16 protein-coding genes are annotated in these 19,429 nt (G+C 40.0%); 6 read left to right on the top strand and 10 right to left on the bottom strand.

The features are described from left to right. Nucleotides 1-13: 13 nt before the first annotated feature. Both uvrC and ftsH read right to left on the bottom strand, forming a co-directional pair. Nucleotides 14-1,909 (bottom strand): excinuclease ABC subunit UvrC, encoded by a 1,896-nt coding sequence (uvrC, locus tag PGY05_RS07195; RefSeq protein ID WP_055156966.1) that lies wholly within the window; start codon nucleotides 1,907-1,909, stop codon nucleotides 14-16. A gap of 119 nt (nucleotides 1,910-2,028) precedes the next feature. Next, nucleotides 2,029-4,176 (bottom strand): ATP-dependent zinc metalloprotease FtsH, encoded by a 2,148-nt coding sequence (ftsH, locus tag PGY05_RS07190; protein WP_055156964.1) that lies wholly within the window; start codon nucleotides 4,174-4,176, stop codon nucleotides 2,029-2,031. 159 nt (nucleotides 4,177-4,335) lie between these two features. On the opposite strand from ftsH, the gene PGY05_RS07185 reads away from it, so the two are divergent. Then, nucleotides 4,336-5,814 carry a DUF1846 domain-containing protein gene (locus tag PGY05_RS07185; RefSeq protein ID WP_270475583.1) on the top strand — a complete coding sequence of 493 codons (1,479 nt, stop codon included), beginning with the start codon at nucleotides 4,336-4,338 and terminating at the stop codon, nucleotides 5,812-5,814. A 290-nt stretch (nucleotides 5,815-6,104) separates the two neighbouring features. Beyond that, on the top strand, nucleotides 6,105-7,715 hold the full coding sequence (locus PGY05_RS07180; RefSeq protein ID WP_055246750.1) for a CTP synthase: 1,611 nt from the start codon (nucleotides 6,105-6,107) through the stop codon (nucleotides 7,713-7,715). A gap of 68 nt (nucleotides 7,716-7,783) precedes the next feature. On the opposite strand, the gene PGY05_RS07175 is transcribed toward PGY05_RS07180, so the two are convergent. The 6 genes from PGY05_RS07175 to PGY05_RS07150 all read right to left on the bottom strand — a co-directional run bounded on the left by PGY05_RS07175 (nucleotide 7,784) and on the right by PGY05_RS07150 (nucleotide 12,918). Beyond that, complete coding sequence (locus PGY05_RS07175; protein ID WP_055156479.1) at nucleotides 7,784-8,035, bottom strand: hypothetical protein; 252 nt, start codon at nucleotides 8,033-8,035, stop codon at nucleotides 7,784-7,786. Between the two features lie 263 nt (nucleotides 8,036-8,298). Next, nucleotides 8,299-9,339 (bottom strand): D-alanine--D-alanine ligase family protein, encoded by a 1,041-nt coding sequence (locus PGY05_RS07170; protein WP_270475582.1) that lies wholly within the window; start codon nucleotides 9,337-9,339, stop codon nucleotides 8,299-8,301. A 119-nt stretch (nucleotides 9,340-9,458) separates the two neighbouring features. Then, on the bottom strand, nucleotides 9,459-10,181 hold the full coding sequence (locus PGY05_RS07165; protein ID WP_055156476.1) for an HAD family hydrolase: 723 nt from the start codon (nucleotides 10,179-10,181) through the stop codon (nucleotides 9,459-9,461). Continuing rightward, complete coding sequence (locus PGY05_RS07160; RefSeq protein ID WP_022220098.1) at nucleotides 10,181-10,846, bottom strand: DUF1847 domain-containing protein; 666 nt, start codon at nucleotides 10,844-10,846, stop codon at nucleotides 10,181-10,183. The genes PGY05_RS07165 and PGY05_RS07160 overlap by 1 nt, the downstream gene beginning before the upstream one ends. A gap of 171 nt (nucleotides 10,847-11,017) precedes the next feature. After that, nucleotides 11,018-11,653 (bottom strand): DUF5052 family protein, encoded by a 636-nt coding sequence (locus tag PGY05_RS07155; protein WP_008374432.1) that lies wholly within the window; start codon nucleotides 11,651-11,653, stop codon nucleotides 11,018-11,020. A gap of 47 nt (nucleotides 11,654-11,700) precedes the next feature. After that, nucleotides 11,701-12,918, bottom strand: a complete 1,218-nt coding sequence (locus PGY05_RS07150; RefSeq protein ID WP_117824124.1) for a hypothetical protein — start codon at nucleotides 12,916-12,918, stop codon at nucleotides 11,701-11,703. 234 nt (nucleotides 12,919-13,152) lie between these two features. Between PGY05_RS07150 and PGY05_RS07145 the strand changes: the two genes are divergently transcribed. From PGY05_RS07145 to PGY05_RS07130, 4 genes are read left to right on the top strand one after another with little or no spacing between them, the layout of a single operon-like run. Continuing rightward, the gene (locus PGY05_RS07145) at nucleotides 13,153-14,418 is read left to right on the top strand and encodes an extracellular solute-binding protein (RefSeq protein ID WP_215686160.1); all 1,266 of its coding nucleotides are present in this window, start codon (nucleotides 13,153-13,155) and stop codon (nucleotides 14,416-14,418) included. A 26-nt stretch (nucleotides 14,419-14,444) separates the two neighbouring features. Then, a complete protein-coding gene (locus PGY05_RS07140) occupies nucleotides 14,445-15,302 on the top strand; it encodes a carbohydrate ABC transporter permease (RefSeq protein WP_008374422.1) in 858 nt (285 codons plus the stop codon). Next, the gene (locus PGY05_RS07135) at nucleotides 15,295-16,071 is read left to right on the top strand and encodes a carbohydrate ABC transporter permease (protein WP_022220100.1); all 777 of its coding nucleotides are present in this window, start codon (nucleotides 15,295-15,297) and stop codon (nucleotides 16,069-16,071) included. The genes PGY05_RS07140 and PGY05_RS07135 overlap by 8 nt, the downstream gene beginning before the upstream one ends. A 4-nt stretch (nucleotides 16,072-16,075) precedes the next feature. Next, nucleotides 16,076-16,753: a hypothetical protein gene (locus PGY05_RS07130; protein WP_008374417.1), complete on the top strand. Its 678-nt coding sequence runs from the start codon at nucleotides 16,076-16,078 to the stop codon at nucleotides 16,751-16,753. A gap of 74 nt (nucleotides 16,754-16,827) precedes the next feature. On the opposite strand, the gene PGY05_RS07125 is transcribed toward PGY05_RS07130, so the two are convergent. Next, nucleotides 16,828-18,429, bottom strand: coding sequence for an AAA family ATPase (locus PGY05_RS07125; protein WP_055246760.1), 1,602 nt, complete (start codon nucleotides 18,427-18,429; stop codon nucleotides 16,828-16,830). Between the two features lie 78 nt (nucleotides 18,430-18,507). Further along, nucleotides 18,508-18,978 (bottom strand): hypothetical protein, encoded by a 471-nt coding sequence (locus tag PGY05_RS07120; protein ID WP_055246762.1) that lies wholly within the window; start codon nucleotides 18,976-18,978, stop codon nucleotides 18,508-18,510. Nucleotides 18,979-19,429 lie beyond the last annotated feature (451 nt).

Below are 19,429 nucleotides of genomic sequence, written 5' to 3'. Positions count from 1 at the left end.
GTCCTGTCTCCTTTTATTGTTCTTCCATCAGAGTAGCTTCTGTATCTTCCTTTTCGCTTCCCCTGAAAAAATTATACACGTTTTTTGCCGATTTTTCATCCATTGATGGAATTTTTTTCAACTCTTCCACCTCTGCATTCTTAATCTCATCCAGGCTGGCAAATGTCCGCATCAGTGCTTTCCTTCTCGCAGGTCCGATTCCCGGAATATCATCCAGGATCGAATGCACTTGTCCCTGACTACGCAGTTTCCGGTGAAATTCTATAGCAAATCTGTGTGCCTCATCCTGCACTCTTGTGATCAGCCGAAACCCTTCGGAATTGCGGTCGATCGGAATCTCGATATTCTGATAGTAGATACCTCTCGTCCGATGGTGGTCATCTTTGACCATACCGCATACCGGAATGGATATATGAAGTTCATCCAGTACTTCCAGTGCTATATTAACCTGTCCTTTTCCACCATCCATCATGATCAGATCCGGAAAAACATTAAAACTTCCCAGCTCTTTCCCGCTTTTCTGTTCCTCCAGACCATGCCGGAATCTTCTGGTGAGGACCTCACGCATACTTGCATAATCATCCGCCCCTTGCACACCCTTGATGTGGAACTTACGATAATCGTTTCGTTTCGGTTTGCCCCTCTCATAAACGATCATCGACCCTACCGAGGCAAATCCATTGGTATTGGAAATATCATACGCCTCCATGCGCACCAGGTTATTAAGACCAAGCAACTTTTCTATTTCTTTTACTGCACCGATCGTTCTTCCTTCTTCACGCTTGATACGCTCCTTATCTTTTTCCAGTACCATCTTTGCATTTTTCGCCGCAAGCTCAACAAGCTTTTCTTTTTCCCCTTTTTTCGGAATACGGAAATGAACCTTATGCCCACGTTTTTCTCCAAGCCATGCTTCCAGGATCTCCCGCTCTTCCGGTTCCACCGGAAGCATCAGTTCGCCCGGAATATATGGCGTTCCGGCATAAAACTGCTTGATAAAGCTGGAGAGGATCTCTGCATTTTCATCTCCCTGGGCAATCCGCAGATAAAAATGATCTCTGCCGATCAGACGACCATTGCGGATAAAGAATACCTGTACCACCGCATCCTCATGCTCTCTTGCAAGAGCCACAATATCCCGGTCCTCGCCCCCTGTATCGGTAATCTTCTGCTTCTGTGCAATCTGCTTCACGCTGTGCAGAAGCTCCCGGTATTCAATTGCTTTCTCAAATTCCAGATCATCCGATGCCTCCTGCATCTTTTTCTCCAGATCCTTTAAGATTTTATCATAATTTCCTCCCAGGAATTTGAGTACTTCATCAACCGACTCTCTGTATTTTTCCTGCGAAATATACCCCTGACACGGTGCATCGCACTGCTTGATATGATGATAGAGACAGCATCTTTCTTTCCCGATATCGCGCGGAAGGATGCGGTTACAGCTACGCAGACGGTAAAGCTTCCGGATCAGTTCGATCGTATCTTTTACCGCCGTCACACTGGTATAAGGGCCGAAATACTTTGACTTGTCCTTCTTCATCTGCCTTGCCATCATAATCCTTGGATATGCTTCGCCGGTTGTCACTTTGATAAATGGATAACTCTTATCATCCATCAGCATCGTATTGTACTTTGGCCGGTGTTCCTTGATCAGATTGCATTCCAGAACCAGTGCTTCCAGTTCCGAATCCGTCACGATATACTCAAACCGGGTGATATGCGTCACCATCTGGTCAATCTTGGCCCCCCGGTTCCTGCTCGGCTGAAAATACTGTCTGACACGGTTCTTCAGGCTGATCGCCTTTCCAACATAAATGATCTCGTCCTTTTCCCCATGCATCAGATAGACTCCCGGTTTCCCAGGAAGTTTTTTAAGTTCGTCTTCAATAATAAATGTCTGATTTTCCATAGTCACATTATACCTTGCTTCCTGCAGACAATACAAGTCATTCTTTCGAAAGAATCTACAGAAAAAAGAGGCTCCAGAACCTATTGTTCTGAAACCTCTGCATCTTCTGTTATTTTAGACTAGTCACGCTTCTGCGGAAGGATGAATCCGTCTTCATCTCTTTCTACTTTCTTCTGCGTTTCTTTCTCTTCCTGCTGTGCAGCTTCGGTATCTGCCTCTTTCTTCGGCATCTCGATCGTCTGCTCTTTTACAGGATTCTCTTCTTTCTTTTCTTCCGGTTCCGGAATTCCTTCACATCTGCGGTAAATCTTCATGAATTCTTTTCCGGTGATCGTCTCTTTCTCAATCAGGAATCCGGCGATCTGATCCATCGTTTCACGATGCTCGGAAAGCATTCTCTTCGCTTCTGCATATGCTCCCTTCAGCATCTTCATAACTTCCTGATCGATTTCTGCCGCGGTTGCCTCTCCGCAGTTCATAACAGCTCTTCCGTCCAGATAACGGTTCTGGATAGATTCCAGTCCGATAAGTCCGAATTTTTCAGACATACCATACTGTGTTACCATCGCTCTTGCGATCTTGGTTGCCTGCTCAATATCGTTCGATGCTCCGGTTGTAACTGTGTCAAACACCAGTTCCTCTGCTGCACGTCCTGCAAGGGCTGTCACCAGCATTGCTTCCAGCTCAGCCTTGGTATTCAGGAACTTTTCTTCCTCCGGTGTCTGCATCACATAACCGAGTGCACCCATGGTTCTCGGAACGATTGTAATCTTCTGTACCGGTTCTGCGTCCTTCTGAAGGGCAGTTACCAGTGCATGACCGACTTCATGGTATGATACGATACGGCGTTCTTTCTGACTCATGATACGGTCTTTCTTCTCTTTACCCACAAGAACGACCTCAACAGCCTCAAAAAGGTCTGCCTGGGATACAACATTTCTTCCTTTTTTTACTGCATTGATCGCAGCCTCGTTGATCATATTGGCAAGATCAGAACCGACTGCCCCGGAAGTTGCAAGTGCAATCTCTTCCAGATTGACTGTCTCATCCATCTTAACATCTTTGGCATGTACTTTCAGGACATCAATACGTCCCTTGAGATCTGGCTTATCTACGATGATACGCCTGTCAAATCTTCCCGGACGGAGAAGCGCCGGATCCAGGATCTCCGGACGGTTCGTTGCCGCAAGAAGCAGAAGACCTTTATTACTGTCAAATCCATCCATCTCTGCAAGGAGCTGATTCAATGTCTGTTCTCTTTCATCATTGCCACCAAGCTGTGAATCTCTGCTTTTTCCGATTGCATCGATCTCATCGATAAAAATAATACACGGCGCCATCTGCTGTGCCTGCTTAAAGAGGTCACGTACTCTTGACGCTCCGACACCGACATACATCTCAACAAATGCAGAACCCGAAAGAGAGAAGAACGGTACTTTTGCTTCTCCGGCAACTGCTTTTGCAAGAAGTGTCTTACCGGTTCCGGGAGGACCTACAAGAAGTGCTCCCTTCGGAAGCTTCGCTCCGATTCCGGTGTATTTGCCAGGGTTATGCAGGAAATCGACTACTTCCTGCAGGGATTCTTTTGCTTCATCCTGACCGGCTACATCCTTAAATGTGACTCCGGTAGATTTTTCCACATACATCTTGGCATTGCTCTTGCCAACGCCCATCATGCCGCCACCCTTTGTCATACGGCGCATCAGCATCACGCCCAGACCGATCATGATCACAAGCGGAACAATGTTGACCAGAAGATTCATCACCATATAAGATGTAGAATCCGGTATCTTCTGTTCATACTCAACACCTGCTTTATACAGTCTGTCCGAAAGGGTATCATCCTTCACAATACCGGTATAATACTGCTTCCTTGTCACATTACTGAACAGACCTGTACTGTCATCGCTGCTGTCCTTACTGCTGCTGTCGTTGTTATCTGCTACAGAACCTTCGACCACATCGCTCTCAGAAGCGCCTTTTTTCTTGCTGTTCTTCATCTCAGCTTCTGTCTTCGCTGTGATCACAATCTTGTCATCCTCGATCACAACTTTCTTAACTTCCCCGGAATCTACCATGTTCAGGAACTGATCATAGGTAATCTCCCGGGCATCTGTGTCTTCCCGGAACTGATACAGCGCAAATACGATAAACGAGATCAGCATAACGGTAAATAATATAATATTCCATCTTTGGCGGTTATTTTTATTATTCGGGTTATTATTTCCCGGAAGATTCTGCTTATTTCTATTATTCTGGTTATCCATACCTACCTCCTAAGTGTCGTCCTCTCTATTATAAGTAGGCGTTTTTTAGAAATCAATGAAAAATTTATGAAAAGATTGTAAAAAAGTCATATTTTATAGTATACTAGGTTTGAATTGCTTCTATGAAAGTAAAATTATGGACAAAAAGGATGGAACTTTATGAAAATTGGGTTTGATAATGAAAAATACCTGCAAATGCAGTCTTCTCACATTCGTGAGCGAATCAATCAGTTTGACAACAAACTGTATCTCGAATTCGGTGGAAAGCTTTTCGATGACTATCATGCTTCCCGCGTGCTTCCTGGATTTCAGCCGGACAGCAAATTACATTTACTAAAAGAATTATCGGATACCGCAGAGATTGTGATCGTTATCAGTGCAGCCGATATTGAGGCCAACAAAGTCCGCGGTGACCTTGGGATCACTTATGACACTGACGTTCTCCGCCTGAAAGACGAATTTGAAGCCAATGGTCTCTTTGTCGGAAGTGTTGTTATCACACAGTACTCCGGACAGAACAGTGCCGATCTTTTCAAAGGACGTCTGGAAAAGCTTGGCATTAAAGTTTATATCCATTATGTAATAGAAGGTTATCCTTCCAACATCCCGCTGATCGTAAGTGACGAAGGATACGGAAGGAACGAATATATTGAGACAAGCAGACCTCTGGTTGTCATCACCGCACCTGGACCTGGAAGTGGAAAGATGGCTACCTGCCTTTCCCAGCTCTATCATGAGCACAAGCGCGGAGTCCGCGCAGGATATGCCAAATTCGAAACCTTCCCGATCTGGAATATCCCGTTAAAGCATCCGGTCAACTTAGCATATGAAGCAGCTACTGCTGACCTTAACGATGTAAATATGATCGACCCGTTCCATCTGGAAGCTTACGGTGTTACTACCGTCAACTACAACCGTGACGTAGAGATCTTCCCTGTACTGAGTGCAATTTTTGAGCGCATTTACGGAGAAAATCCATACAAATCACCAACAGACATGGGTGTTAACATGGCTGGTAACTGCATCTGTGACGATGAAGTCTGCAAAGAAGCTTCCCGTCAGGAGATCATTCGCCGCTACTACCGCACCATGGACCGTTTCCTTTCCGGTGAATGCCCGAAGGAAGAGACTTATAAGGTCGAGCTTCTGATGAATCAGGCAGGAGTCACCGTACATGACCGTAAGGTTGTTGATGCCGCCCTTGCACGCGCTGAAGAAACCGGTGCACCGGCTGCCGCTATGGAGCTTCCGGACGGACGCATCGTAACAGGGAAAACCTCTGATCTGCTTGGCGCATCTGCTGCCCTGATCCTGAACGCCTTAAAAGAACTCGCCGGAATCGATCATGATATGCACCTGATCTCACCGACTGCCCTGGAACCGATCCAGAAAGTTAAAACCGAATTCCTTGGAAGCAAGAACCCAAGACTTCACATCGATGAAGCTCTGATTGCACTTTCTATCAGTGCCTCTTCCAATCCGGTTGCTGAACAGGCACTCAGACAAGTCCCGAATTTAAAAGGCTGCCAGGCTCATGTATCCGTTATGCTTGCAAATGTAGATATCCGTCTGTTCCAGAAGTTATCCATCCAGGTTACATCTGAACCGAGATACGAGAAAAAACCGATCTATCAGTAGACAAATATTATATTTTTGATTTTTATACACCCATTTCAAAAAAATTGTTGTATTTTTTTCTGGAATGGGTGTATACTTTTAAAGTATTTTATAGGGGAATTGATTTCAAGGGGAAATCAAAGTAGCGAGGGAGCCACATAAATTTGTTTTTATGGGGTTTTTTTCTATTTTTATCCGTCAGGAGGTTATACCGGACTTTTCTGATGAATAGAAATCGCATTCTATCTTATTTTTTACAGAACACAATGAGTAGTAGACAAAAAAAATACCATAAGGAGGGAACTGGAACTATGGCAGTTAAGTATGTATTTGTTACCGGAGGCGTTGTCTCAGGTCTTGGAAAAGGAATCACAGCAGCTTCTCTTGGGCGTCTGCTCAAAGCACGCGGGTACACAGTTACAATGCAGAAATTTGATCCGTACATCAACATTGACCCGGGTACAATGAATCCGGTACAACACGGTGAAGTTTTTGTAACAGACGATGGAGCTGAGACAGACCTTGACCTTGGACATTATGAAAGATTTATCGATGAAAGTCTTACCAAGAACTCGAATGTAACGACAGGAAAGATTTACTGGTCCGTTCTTCAGAAAGAACGTCGTGGAGATTTTGGTGGAGGAACCGTACAGGTCATCCCGCATATCACGAATGAGATCAAGAGCCGTTTCTATCGCAACCCTGCAGCTACAGATACCGAGATTGCGATCATCGAAGTCGGTGGAACCGTCGGAGACATCGAAAGCCAGCCTTTCCTGGAATCTATCCGCCAGTTCCAACATGATATGGGACATGACAATGTTGCGCTGATCCACGTCACACTGATCCCATATCTGCATGCTTCCCAGGAGATGAAGACCAAACCGACTCAGGCAAGCGTAAAAGAATTACAGGGAATGGGAATCCAGCCGGATATTCTGGTCTGCCGTTCTGAGCATCCACTGGATCAGGGAATCAAAGACAAGATCGCCCTCTTCTGTAACGTGCCATCTGATCACGTTCTTCAGAACCTGGATGTGGAATACCTTTACGAAGCACCACTCGCCATGGAAGAAGAACATCTCGCTTCCGTTGTATGCGAATGCCTGAAGCTTGACTGTCCGGAACCGGATCTGAAAGACTGGAAAGAGATGGTCGAATGCCTGAAGCATCCGACACAGGATGTAACAGTCGCCCTGGTCGGCAAATATATCCAGCTCCATGACGCATATATCAGTGTTGTTGAAGCATTAAAACATGGCGGCATCTACAGCCACACAACCGTAAATATCAAATGGATTGACTCTGAAACTGTCACACCGGAAAATGTCGATGAACTTCTCGGTGATGTAAGTGGTATCCTCGTACCTGGTGGATTCGGTGACCGTGGTATCGAAGGTAAGATCGAAGCCATCAAATATGCAAGAACACATAAGGTTCCATTCCTCGGACTCTGCCTTGGAATGCAGCTTGCCATCGTAGAATTTGCAAGAGACGTTGTCGGATATCATGATGCACACAGCGTAGAACTGAATCCAAACACTACACATCCGGTCATCCACATCATGCCTGACCAGATCGGTATTGAAGACATCGGTGGAACCCTTCGTCTTGGTTCTTATCCTTGTGTTCTTAACAAAGAATCAAAAGCTTATAAATTATATGGAAAAGAAGAAATCCACGAACGTCATCGTCATCGTTATGAAGTCAACAATGACTACCGTGATGCTCTTACCCAGAACGGTATGCTCTTATCCGGACTTTCTCCGGACGGCAGAATCGTAGAGATGGTGGAAATTCCGGAACATCCTTGGTTCATCGGAACACAGGCACATCCGGAACTCAAATCCCGTCCAAACAAACCACATCCGCTGTTTAAGGGATTTGTGGAAGCTTCTCTGGAATATAGTAAAGAGAACTAAAATTATATTGTTTCTTCTAAATAAGCTCCAGGATCAACAATTATTTTGCTGATTCTGGAGCTTTTTCTTTATTCTTTCTTTTTTATCCATTTTAGAATTCCGTACAAACATACGACTAATAAAACCGGGCCAAACCATTTCAGTATAAAAAGAAACGTGTATTGAATAGATAAAATCCATTCACCATTTGCTGCTGAAATGCCATTTCCTGTTCTAATTTGAAATTGGAGCCAAGTATCCAATGCAATGTAACCATAATATAAAAGCAACAGAACACCTAAAGGAATCGAAATCAGTAAAATATTATTTTTTCTTTTCATGCGATCATCTCCTCTTCCATTATTATTTTTTATTACTTTAATTCTATATTATTTTCAGATTTATTTCAATATTTTTTTGTATTTACAGATTTTTAGTCATTATGCACTATGAATTGTAGAAGTCGTTTGCGACATCTTCATTATACGCCGCAGTGCGCATCCTGCCGGAGGCTTTTATTACATAGGAAACGAAATTTCCTATGTAATAAAAAAACTGCCACCATCATCGGCGGCAGTAATAAACATTCTTCTATTCTTTTTAACTAGTTCTCATCAGCAATCTCAATCAGTTTATCCAGCAGTTCAGAATAACTATATCCCAAATCTTCCATCAGCTGCGGATACATGGAGATACTCGTAAATCCCGGAAGGGTATTGATCTCATTCAGGTAAACGTGATTGGTCTTCTTATCCAGGAAGAAATCCACACGGCTCAGTCCGTGTCCGTCAATTGCCTTAAAGGCACGAACAGCATACTTACGGATCTGTTCCTGAATCTCTTCATCTACTTTTGCAGGGATACATGTCTTGCTCTCTGCATCTTCATATTTGGATTCAAAGGTATAGAATTCACCGTGTGGCATGATCTGTCCGACTCTGGATACGATAATGTCATCATTTCCAAGAACAGCAGTCTCAAGTTCGATACAATCCACGCACTCTTCTACTACAACATGAGTGTCATATTTTGCTGCCTCTTCCAGCTTCGGAAGTAAATCTTCAACTTTATCACAACGATAACAGCCCACACTGGATCCGGAACGGCTTGCTTTGATAAAGCATGGCATACCAAGTTCTTTCATAATCGAAGCTTCTACTTCTTCTGTTTCTTCCATGTCTTTTTCGACAACGACCAGTCTTCCGTCATTGCGCTTCTTTACATATACAGATTTGACCTGCGGAATTCCTGCACTTTCAAATACTTTCTTTGCAAAAATCTTATCCATACATGCACTGGATGCAAATACACGGCATCCTACATACGGAAGCTGTGCCAGTTCAAATAATCCCTGGATAGTTCCATCTTCTCCGTAAAGTCCGTGAAGTACCGGGAATGCAACATCCTGACTTCTCAGAAGATCGAATACACCTTCTACCACTTCTGCTCCGTCAAGCCAGGTATCTTTTGACAGGTCATTATCTTCCTGCTTTAAGATGTACCATTTCCCATCTTTTGCAATGCCGACAAGTGTAATCTCATATTTATCTTTATCCAGATGCTTCATCACTGAATTACAGGAAATTCGTGAAATTGAATGCTCACTGGACTGTCCGCCACAAACAACAAGTAACTTTTTCTTCATATCAGTTTCCCTCTGTTTCTTATCATATACTCTTCTCCGGTTCCCTCCGGATACTACTTAGAATAATTTACCACGTCCGCCATGCATTTACAATAAAAGTTTGGAATTTCAATAAATTTTTAAGCATTTTCCAGGCTTTCCACAAATGCAAACAACTCTTCCATCGATCCCTGGTAATCGCTTTCGATTGGAAGATCCTTTTTATTTTCCTTCGTATCTGTAACAAGGAATGTCTTTACGCCGAGTTTCCGAATTGCAAGATCCTCTTCCACGTCATTTCCTACCATCAGACACTCTTCCGGTCTAAGATGAAACTGTTCAAGAATTGTTCGGTAATAGTCCACATTTGGCTTGCAGTAACAATTATCCTCATAAGTTGTGATCAGCTCAAAATCCTCTGCATCCAGTCCCGCCCATTTGATCCGGTTCATCGTTGCCACCTTTGGAAATACCGGATTGGTTGCAAGGTAGGTGCGGATTCCTTTTTCCTTTGCCTTTTTCACAACCTTGTCCGACAGACTGTTTGGCTGCGTCACCGCAATTGCCTGGTTAAATTCATTTGCATAGAAATCAAGGGCAATCCGTTCGGAATTCTCCGAATCCGTCGGAAGCAGTTCGTCCATATACTGCCAGAATGCTTCCCGGTTGGTACAACTTCCGTCATTATTCACCATCGCTCCATAGCCCTTCCACACGGATGCGATAAATGCTTTCGGATCAAAGGAAATCCCCTCGGATATATATTTTTTTGCCAGAAGCGGCATATAAAAGGTAACAAATTCGTCCTGGTTCATCGGAAGCAGCGTTCCGTCAAGATCAAATAAAATATGTCGAATGTGCATTATTCTTCCTCCAGATTCAGATGATGTAACTTTTTATAATAAGAGTCCAGCGTATACAAAGCAGCCACCGGATTATTTCCAAGCACCCGATCCTTTACAACCAGCGTTGTACTCGGCGCCTCGGCATATTTGTAAAAGAGGCTGTCATGTCCCACGCAAAGTCCCATCACGATATTGATGTCCGTCTTCTCTTTGTTCAGCATCTGCGCCTGCAGGATTGGGTTACACATATGAACTCCGACCTCCTCGCAGCGTTCCGGAATGCCGACCTCGGTCTTTGGAACTTCTCCGATCTTACAGCCCACACCGTACACTTCAAAGCCGTATTCTCTCAAAAGTCCTGCCAGCAGGTGGCTTTCCTTTAAGAGTCCCACACAGCTTGCAATTCCGATCTTCTTGGCACCCAGTTTTTTTGCCCAGCGGATCGTCTCCTCCACACGGGTTGCCTGGCAGTAAAAATCGTGCTCAATCTCGGCACTTGCACGCATGATCTTTAAATCTTTTTCATCTCCCAGATAGGTATCAAGCGCCATCTGCCGGTCTTTCAAGTCCATATTATGTGACACGCAAAATCCAGGATATGGCTTATGATTCTCTATATTCTGCTTTACATTACATTTCTTGACATTGCAATCTATACATGACAACTTTTTTGTTTCTTCCACTTTTTTCTGCCTCCTCTTGATATACAGATAAGGATAACTTGTATTTTCGGGAAATGCAAGTTAAAATACCTCTGCTTTACCAGTCCCTCTGAAGAAAGACTAACCACCACCGTTATGATAGCACCCATGCTTTGATTATATCAGCCGTGAAATTTCACCACAGTAAATTTATCAGTTGGATTCCAACAAACTCTTATCAATAATCTGGAAATTTGCCCGGTGTATGTACAACGCTTTCCCATCGATCATCAACTTCGTAAATTTCGGCAGATCATCCGGGATTTCCCAGTACACATCTTCTCCGCTATACGCTACGATTGGCTGTCCAAGCTGGGATTTGATAACAACCACTCTGGCTTTTCCAAACATATTTTTATACTTATTCAGGACACCTGCGATCGCAGTATTGTCTGTAATCTTACCGCTTGCATTGCTTTCAATATCCTCCTGCGTAAAATCCACATCCGCTTTCAACGCGTCCTGCGCAAAAATACAGGTATCACCACAACTCTCGATTTCCTTTCCATCGATTGTAATCGTAATGACAGAGGAAAGCTCATATCCTGTGATAACATTACCGTCTGAATCATAGCTTGAAGTTTCCACTGCATTTCCCTGCACATTGATCTTGTCTCCTGTAGTTGTCATTACACGATTCCCGTAATTATCATAGGTCGTGATCGTGTACGAATTCCCCACTAATTTTCCTGTAATATCGTTCAATTTGGAGCTGAGCATACTGCATCCCGCAAGCGCTATAGTCATGACTGCGCATACTGCTGCCATTGCAAATCTTTTCTTTTTCATAAATTTTCTCCTTCGTCCTTTCGCAGAATCATCTTTTTGCCATTACCTTACTTTATCTTAAGTATCCCTGTATAATTATGTAAAATGTCGTCCGGCTGCATCGCATCCGATACCATGGCAATCTCAAGCTTATACTCTGTATCCTCATCACCAATTGATCCCTGAACCGGCACATACCGGTCAAAGCAGACATTTTGTTTCTTTTTTGTTGTGACAATTATCGTGACATAATCCTCCGTTGTCTGAAGCTTGTAGTAGATATCTTCTTCCGGGAATGTATCCCTTGCCCGGTCGATCATGTCCGCATAATTGTAATATTCCGATTTGTCACCAAGACCTGTCGTTTTTTCATCGATCGCATTCTGCAGCTTTTCTAAAACTGCTGCTGTCCTTGCCTCATTTTGCCTGCACTCGATCGCTGACGTAATATTCACATACAGTGAAATAACAAGTATAATCCCAGCCATAACCGCTATTGATGTCAGCCAGACCATGGCAAGCTTTGATTTCTTTTTCTTTACTTCCTCTTTTGTGAGATGGATATTCGAAAATTCGTTTACAAAATATATCGGATTTTCATTTCCGTAAGCAATAATCGCATCGACCGTGTCATAACCTCTTTCAACACTGTATTTCTGCCATACACCATATTCTGAGTAAAACTTTTCCAGCCTGTAATAGAACGATAAAAACCATCCTGTATATCGTTTTCTCCGGATAAAAAACGCACAAATCCCGCCAATAAGAATTGCAAAATATCCGACTCCCATTACGCCATAATAAAGACCTTCTATTTTCGATACCTGCTTTTCCGGCAATACCGCAAGTAACTGATATTCCCCATTCTTTTCTTTTTCCCAGTATGTCTGAAACCGACTGCCATAAGAATATTTGATCGGATCCATTCCAAGTTCTGCAAGTGTGTAACTTACATGCTCACCTTTATTCGGATTTTTCAAGCGCAATGACTCGCCATCCTCCTGCACAACTCCAATTACGCTCTTTTTTCCTATGAGAGAATATCCTGTTACACTTTCAAACGGATCATACTGACCGGCTCCGAAAAACCATACCAGTGAAAGGATCATATAAACGACAAAGAGTTTTATGAGTTCTTTCCACACGTTATATTTTAAAGACCTTTCTATGATCTCTTTTTCATGTGCCGGGATTCCGGGCAGTGTGCTGTACCAGGAAGCGAACCGCTCTCTTTTGGTTTCCTCATCCATTGCTTTTCTTAGATTCATTGCTGTTGCAAGCTGCATCTTCTTTTCCTCCTTTGTACATCTTCTTAAGGATAACTTGTATTTTTTTGAAATGCAAGCGTCCTCTGGTATTCTTCGAAAATCAACAAAATCATACGAACTACTTCGTTTTCAAAAAATTTCTTTATTATTTGACATCGTTTTATTTTTGTGTTAAAATTCAGATACTAAGATATATACATCATTTAAATTCAATCAATTATACTTTGTAATTTTTAAGGATGGATCATACCAATGTTCAATTTTAAATTTGCTCTTCTTCCACTCCTCATCCTTTCAATTGGATTATCCGGATGTACAAAGCTAAATAAAGATGTCTCCAAAACACTCTCTATTGTTATAGAACCTGCTTTTAAGGAGCAGGTTCTTGATGCTGTAAAATATGCCACATCCAAAAATAACTCTCTGGAATTTGAAATTAAAATATTATCTCCTGATCCTGATAAAAGATCTGCAGAAATTCAGAAACTCCGTACACAGATCATGTCTGGAAAAGGTCCTGACTTATATCTTGTTAACTGTTCCACCGATGGAGCTGCGCAGATGAACGAACCTCTTTTTGAAAATCCTTATAAGGCAATGCAAAGTGGTGTATTCGCCTCATTGGATAAATATATGAAAAAAGATTCTTATTGGCAAAAGGAAAACTATAATCCGTCTTTTCTTCTCCCCGGTCAATATCAGGAAAGACAATATATTCTTCCTCTTTCCTGCCACTATAATATGTTAATCTCCGATACTGTACTTGATTATACACAGGAAAATGATACCTTAGAAGATTGGATTTCAAATATAAAAAGTTCTTCTGACCACGCTCTGAAAAATGCACTATTCGAATTAGATAATATCAGTGGTAACTGGTTTCAACCTGCTGCGGATTACAATTCCGGTCAGATTTTCTTTGATAAGGAAAAGTGGAGTAATTTCGCATTAGAATACTTATTATTTAAACAAGATTATTTAGAAAATGAAAAGACAAATAATACTGATACTAGCTCTTCGCATATTTTAATCTCATCTTTGGATGACATAAACGAACACACAACGCAAATAGACATAATCCCTGATATTCAGGGGAAAAAAATGGCTGCCATTCGTTGCTTTGGTGCTGTAAGTATGGCATCTGATTATAAAGAAGAAGCTTATCACTTCTTAATGTATTTTTTAAATAGCGTAATTCAAGAATCAACTAGTACTAATGGAATGTCACTAAGCGCAAATGGTGTCCTTGGAACAGATTATCCGGTACAAGTATCTGCCATCCGTACAAAACTGTCCTTCTTAGATCAGTCAAAACAGGATTTAGCTATAAAAGCATTTCAGTCCTTAGAAGGAGCATATTTTCCGACAGAAGTTGAACATTTTATTTATGAAGAGATTATAGAAAATAGTAGTTTATTATATGGTCCGCAAACTGATTTTAAAAAGATATGGCAAGATAAGCTCTCGGCTTTAGCAGACAAAGCATGGAATGATTATCATACACAGGTGACAGAATAGTTTTAAGTGAAAGCGAGCGTGATGCAATGAAAAAAAAGAAGAAGGGATTCTTACTGGCTTTCCCTGCAATATCAGGATTTCTTTTCTTTTATCTGATCCCATTTTTGATTGTTTTGTGGTATTCTGTTTCTTTTGGTATCGGAAAACGCGAATTTGTAGGTCTTGATAATTATAAAGAACTATTTAAAAATACAATGTTTTTACTGGCAGTAAAAAACACTTGTAAATATATGCTTGTTACAATACCAGTTACTTTAGGGACAGCTCTCTGTATTTCTGTAATTTTACAACAGATTACGAAAGGTCAGAAAATTTTCCGACTCTCTTTTCTTTATCCAATCATCATGCCAATCGCATCTATAGTTTTAGTCATCCAGTTTTTTTTCAAAAATAATGGTTTTTTGAATCTGATACTAAACTTTTTTTATCTTCCTGAAAAAGACTGGCTTCATACATCAAGCGCTTTTTGGATCATCTGTATTTTATATTTCTGGAAATTTGTTGGATATTATATTTTCATTTATTCTTCCAGACTTCAGATGATTCCGAAAGAATATTATGAATATGCCAGTCTTCACGGAGCCGGAAAATGGCAGAGCTTTTATTATATTACCTGTCCTATATTGTTTCCGGTTATCCTTTTTACATTAATACTCTCCATAATGAATGCGTTTAAATGCTACAGAGAAGCCTTTTTACTTGGCGGAACTCATCCAGACAACAGTATTTATTTTTTACAACATTTTATGAATAATAATTTACAAAATCTGAATTACCAAAAGGTTTCCGCCAGTGCAACTATTATTACCGTATTTATTCTTTTTCTAAGTGGTCTTATCTATATGATATACTATTTTCTAAAGAGGAGGACTGCCGATGCATAAGTACAAACAGTACACCCGGCTCTTTGTTTTTTCGATCATAGCCTTTATTTTTTTATTTCCAATTATCTATCTGATTGTATTTTCAGTTTTTCATTCAGATACCGGATTTTCTCTGATGAATTATTATAAAGTTTTTCTGGCAAAACCTGATTATCTGATAAAATTTTGGAGAAGCCTTGCCATGTGTCTGATGATTGCGGCAGGACAAACCCTTTTTTCCTGTATGTCAGGAACAGCATTTGCAAAATATTCTTTTCCTCTGAAAAAATTCTGGTTTATACTATTTGCACTATTTATGATTTTACCGATTCAGGTAACACTGCTGCCGAATTATATTTTATTAGAAAAACTAAAACTTTTAAACAGTTGGAAAGCTTTGATAATCCCTGCAATATTTTCACCTTTTGGAACTGTATGGCTTACTTTCGTTTTCCAGGCAATCCCAGATTCTACACTTGATGCCGCAAGAATGGATGGCGTAAATCAGCTACAAATGATTCGCTACATTATAGTTCCAAATTCAAAACCTGCCGTTATCACATTATTTATATTAGTATTTACAGAAAGCTGGAATATGGTTGAACAGCCTATCCTTTTTCTCGAAAAAGAAACCGACTATCCCCTTTCTGTTTTTCTCGCATCACTCAATCAAAATGCTGTTGGAATTCAATCCGTCTGTGGTCTACTATGTTTACTTCCAGTGACATTTTTCTTTTTATATTACAATACAGAATTGACGGATGGACTAAAAGATATTTTATGGAGTTGATAAAATGATGAAAAAGAAAACCTGGAATGCCGGATGTATGATCCTGATTTCTTTAATGATCTGTACTATTTTATCCATCCGTATAGAAAAATGGATGCAGATACCTGTAGAGATTGCAACGATCAGTCAGACAGAAGAAGAAAAGCTTAATTCTACCATCCGTATTCCCAAAAGTTGCTATAATACCGATACAAATATGATTTTTTATCTGGCAGAGCAAGAAGGAGTATTCGGAACAAAATTTCTCGCCTTTTCAAAGGCTGTCGATCCTCTTTCCATAACCGCAGATAGTATTCTTCTTCCGGAAGAAAAAGATGAAAAAGGACAACTTTTGCAGATCATAAAATGGTCTACATATCCATTAAAAGATGGAGATGAAGTCACCATCGACCAGGAAGGGGAACATAAAAAACAGTCTGGTGAAAACAGACGTATTTTAGAAAAGCAAAAATCTTTTTTCTTTTTGTTTGGAATAACCGTCCTGATTTTAATTTTTATCTTTGCTTTTGGAATTAAAGATTTGTATAAGTTTCCTGCCGGAGATTATAGAAAATGTGTCAGAGGAATGCTACTCATTCTGATTGGATTTGGTATCTTATGGAAAATTACTGCACTTGTGAATATTCCGCGAGAATATCTGCCTCCGGAATGTATATTGGATCTGGGATTTTATTTACATTAATCTATAAAACGGATAAAGTCAAACTGCTATATGAAAAAGTTTTAAATCGCAATAGCAGTTTGACTTTCTTCTTTTTATCCTATCAATACTTTTTTTCCTTCAAATGCAAAACCATAATGATGAATCTCTTCTTTTTTTAGACCTCTGTCATATAGTTCTGCATCATAACATTTTTCTTTAATCTGTGTCAGTGCCGTCTGCACAGTGTCTTCCAACGATTCTTCTCTTTTTATATTTCTCACTTTAATATCAGTCTGATCCGCAATGAGTCCCAGAACAAATCCATGATAAAATCGTTCCGGTTCATTTTGTCCTACATCAAAATAACTGAATGTTGTCATTATAATCTGATTCATATAATAGTTCATAGCATCTATATCATCACTTAATAATGCCTTCATGAACTGATTATAATTGGATTGATTCTTTGCGAACCATCCTTTAAACATAGTTGTAAACATTGCTGTTGTTTCCAGATTGGTGATTCGCAGATGATACCATGGCTCTAACAAAACGCCCCGATATTCTATCTGCTCTGCTTTCAGATAACCACTTACCAGCATCAGGCTCCAGATTGCATTCTCATCTTGATCAAGCTGCTCAAATACGATTTGTTCATCAAAATTAACTACGATTTCTTTTCCCTGCAGCAATTCTTCCATCTTTTCTTTGATGTCTGTGGAAGCTTTTCGAATCAGTTCATCAATCATACTATTTGAACTGGTATCTGCCCAATAAGGACGGACCTGTTTTTTATCTAAAAAATTAGTAATTGACCAAGGATTATAGATATCATGCGTATTTCCAAATACAAAACCATCATACCAGGACTTTACAAGCTTTTTCTGATTGTTCATCCCACGCTCTTCTAACGCCTGAAATACTTCTTCTTCCGAAAATCCGAAACAGGTTTCATACTCCGTTGATGTCGTTGTTACAACGTTAAGATTATTTAAATCTGAAAATACAGATTCTTTCGACACGCGTGTAATCCCTGTCATCATTGCTCTTTCCAAATATGGATTTGTCTTAAACGTTGCATTAAATAAACTTCTGATAAATGCTGTAAATTCTTTCCAATATCCATAGAGATAAGCTTCCTGCATCGGGGTATCATATTCATCCAGCAAAATAATAACTTTCTTTTTATAATACCGGCTCAGGCAATTTGCCAGATTTTTTACCGCATTACAGATTGTATCATTTGCCACCTGTTTTTTGATTCCTGGATTTTTTGCATAATAATCTAACTCTTCAAAGCATTTCCTCTCACCATCCGTAAGTTCATTACTTTCAAGCAGATACCTATGTTCTGAATAGGCTTCATTGATCGCCATGATAATCCCATCTCTGGCATCTTCATAATTACTGCCTTTAATTGCGGCAAAACTCAGAAAAATTACCGGATAGGTTCCTTGCATTTTACGATACTTTTCCTTTTTCCAGACTGCCAATCCTTTAAAAAGGTCTTCCCGTCCTGTAAATTGATTGGAAAAGAAACAATTCAGCATACTCATATTCAATGTTTTTCCAAATCTACGCGGTCTGGTGATCAAAGTAATTTCATCTTTTGATTCCCACCACTTACAGATCAGATCTGTTTTATCAATATAAAAACAATCATTCTCCCGAAGAGATACAAAATTCTGTTTTCCGATACTGATTACTTTTTGCATGAAAGATTTCCTCCCTTCCTGAATATCTATGGGTTATTATATCCTATTTGTTTCTTATCTTTCAACCGCTTATTTGTGTTAAATTTCTTTTCCTTCTGTGATGGTAAAATAGGTAAACTTTTTATGATCCATTTGAATTTTTATTGTGATGGAATGATTCTTTGATTTTTCTTCTTTTATCAATTCTAAGTCTACTTTTACAAAGTAACTATTAGATTCTTTTGTTATGTTAATGTCTATTAAATTGTAGGAATCGTATTGTTGCAGAATTTTTACTGGTAAATAATAAAATGTCTTTAAGAAAGATTGGAATGCCGCTTCTGTTATGAAGTATTTTTGCAAAGGCTGAGATAAGGATTGATTATCACTTCCGGTTTCCAGAATTTTTTTGTATTCTGTCTCTGCCCTGGAATCGTCATTTAGCCATTCATATATGAAAGTAGTAATTACTTCTTTGTCCGGCTGATATTTCTGCAACGATATTATGATTATCGCACAGAGAACAATAATAGTACCAATGGAACTGGATAATCTTTTTTTCATAGGCATTATTTTAAACCTCCTTTGTTCTTTATAAATATCATATATATGATTTTTATTGATGGCAATATTTTTTACAGTTTTTCATATTTATTTTTTGCTTCATTGATACACATTTTTACATGCGTTATACTGAAAAAAATGATTGCAAAACTTAAAAGCCGAAAATGAATCAACGAAATAAGGAACTATTATTGATCTAGATGCTATAAAACTCAAAAACAAGTCAACAAAATAAGAATATTTTATTGACTTAGATACTGTAAAATTCAAAGCTAATCAACGAAATATGCAGATATAGTTGATTTAGAATTTCAAAAATTAAAAACAGATCAACAAATTCGTTTAATCTGGTTGATTGAAAATTACAGAAATCATAAATAAATCAACAAATTCGGCGTTATAATGGACCCTATAGTGTGGACATGAAACTTAGATAATTAGGTCAATTCCTTAGAGT

The sequence above is a fragment of the Coprococcus sp. AF51-11b1 genome, from assembly GCF_027682785.1.
In the GTDB taxonomy this organism is placed as follows: Bacteria; Bacillota; Clostridia; order Lachnospirales; family Lachnospiraceae; genus Allocoprococcus; species Allocoprococcus comes.
The sequence above is the reverse complement of the archived record's forward strand: the minus strand, read 5'-3'. Positions and strand labels throughout refer to the sequence as shown.

Coding starts and splice junctions, on each gene's coding strand:
- PGY05_RS07135 (WP_022220100.1), top strand. CDS start 15,295: ATGCATAAGTACAAACAGTACACCCGGCTCTTTGTTTTTTCGATCATA.
- PGY05_RS07130 (WP_008374417.1), top strand. CDS start 16,076: ATGATGAAAAAGAAAACCTGGAATGCCGGATGTATGATCCTGATTTCT.
- PGY05_RS07180 (WP_055246750.1), top strand. CDS start 6,105: ATGGCAGTTAAGTATGTATTTGTTACCGGAGGCGTTGTCTCAGGTCTT.
- uvrC (WP_055156966.1), bottom strand. CDS start 1,909: ATGGAAAATCAGACATTTATTATTGAAGACGAACTTAAAAAACTTCCT.
- PGY05_RS07145 (WP_215686160.1), top strand. CDS start 13,153: ATGTTCAATTTTAAATTTGCTCTTCTTCCACTCCTCATCCTTTCAATT.
- PGY05_RS07165 (WP_055156476.1), bottom strand. CDS start 10,181: ATGCACATTCGACATATTTTATTTGATCTTGACGGAACGCTGCTTCCG.
- PGY05_RS07140 (WP_008374422.1), top strand. CDS start 14,445: ATGAAAAAAAAGAAGAAGGGATTCTTACTGGCTTTCCCTGCAATATCA.
- PGY05_RS07125 (WP_055246760.1), bottom strand. CDS start 18,429: ATGCAAAAAGTAATCAGTATCGGAAAACAGAATTTTGTATCTCTTCGG.
- PGY05_RS07155 (WP_008374432.1), bottom strand. CDS start 11,653: ATGAAAAAGAAAAGATTTGCAATGGCAGCAGTATGCGCAGTCATGACT.
- ftsH (WP_055156964.1), bottom strand. CDS start 4,176: ATGGATAACCAGAATAATAGAAATAAGCAGAATCTTCCGGGAAATAAT.
- PGY05_RS07120 (WP_055246762.1), bottom strand. CDS start 18,978: ATGCCTATGAAAAAAAGATTATCCAGTTCCATTGGTACTATTATTGTT.
- PGY05_RS07170 (WP_270475582.1), bottom strand. CDS start 9,339: ATGAAGAAAAAGTTACTTGTTGTTTGTGGCGGACAGTCCAGTGAGCAT.
- PGY05_RS07175 (WP_055156479.1), bottom strand. CDS start 8,035: ATGAAAAGAAAAAATAATATTTTACTGATTTCGATTCCTTTAGGTGTT.
- PGY05_RS07185 (WP_270475583.1), top strand. CDS start 4,336: ATGAAAATTGGGTTTGATAATGAAAAATACCTGCAAATGCAGTCTTCT.
- PGY05_RS07150 (WP_117824124.1), bottom strand. CDS start 12,918: ATGCAGCTTGCAACAGCAATGAATCTAAGAAAAGCAATGGATGAGGAA.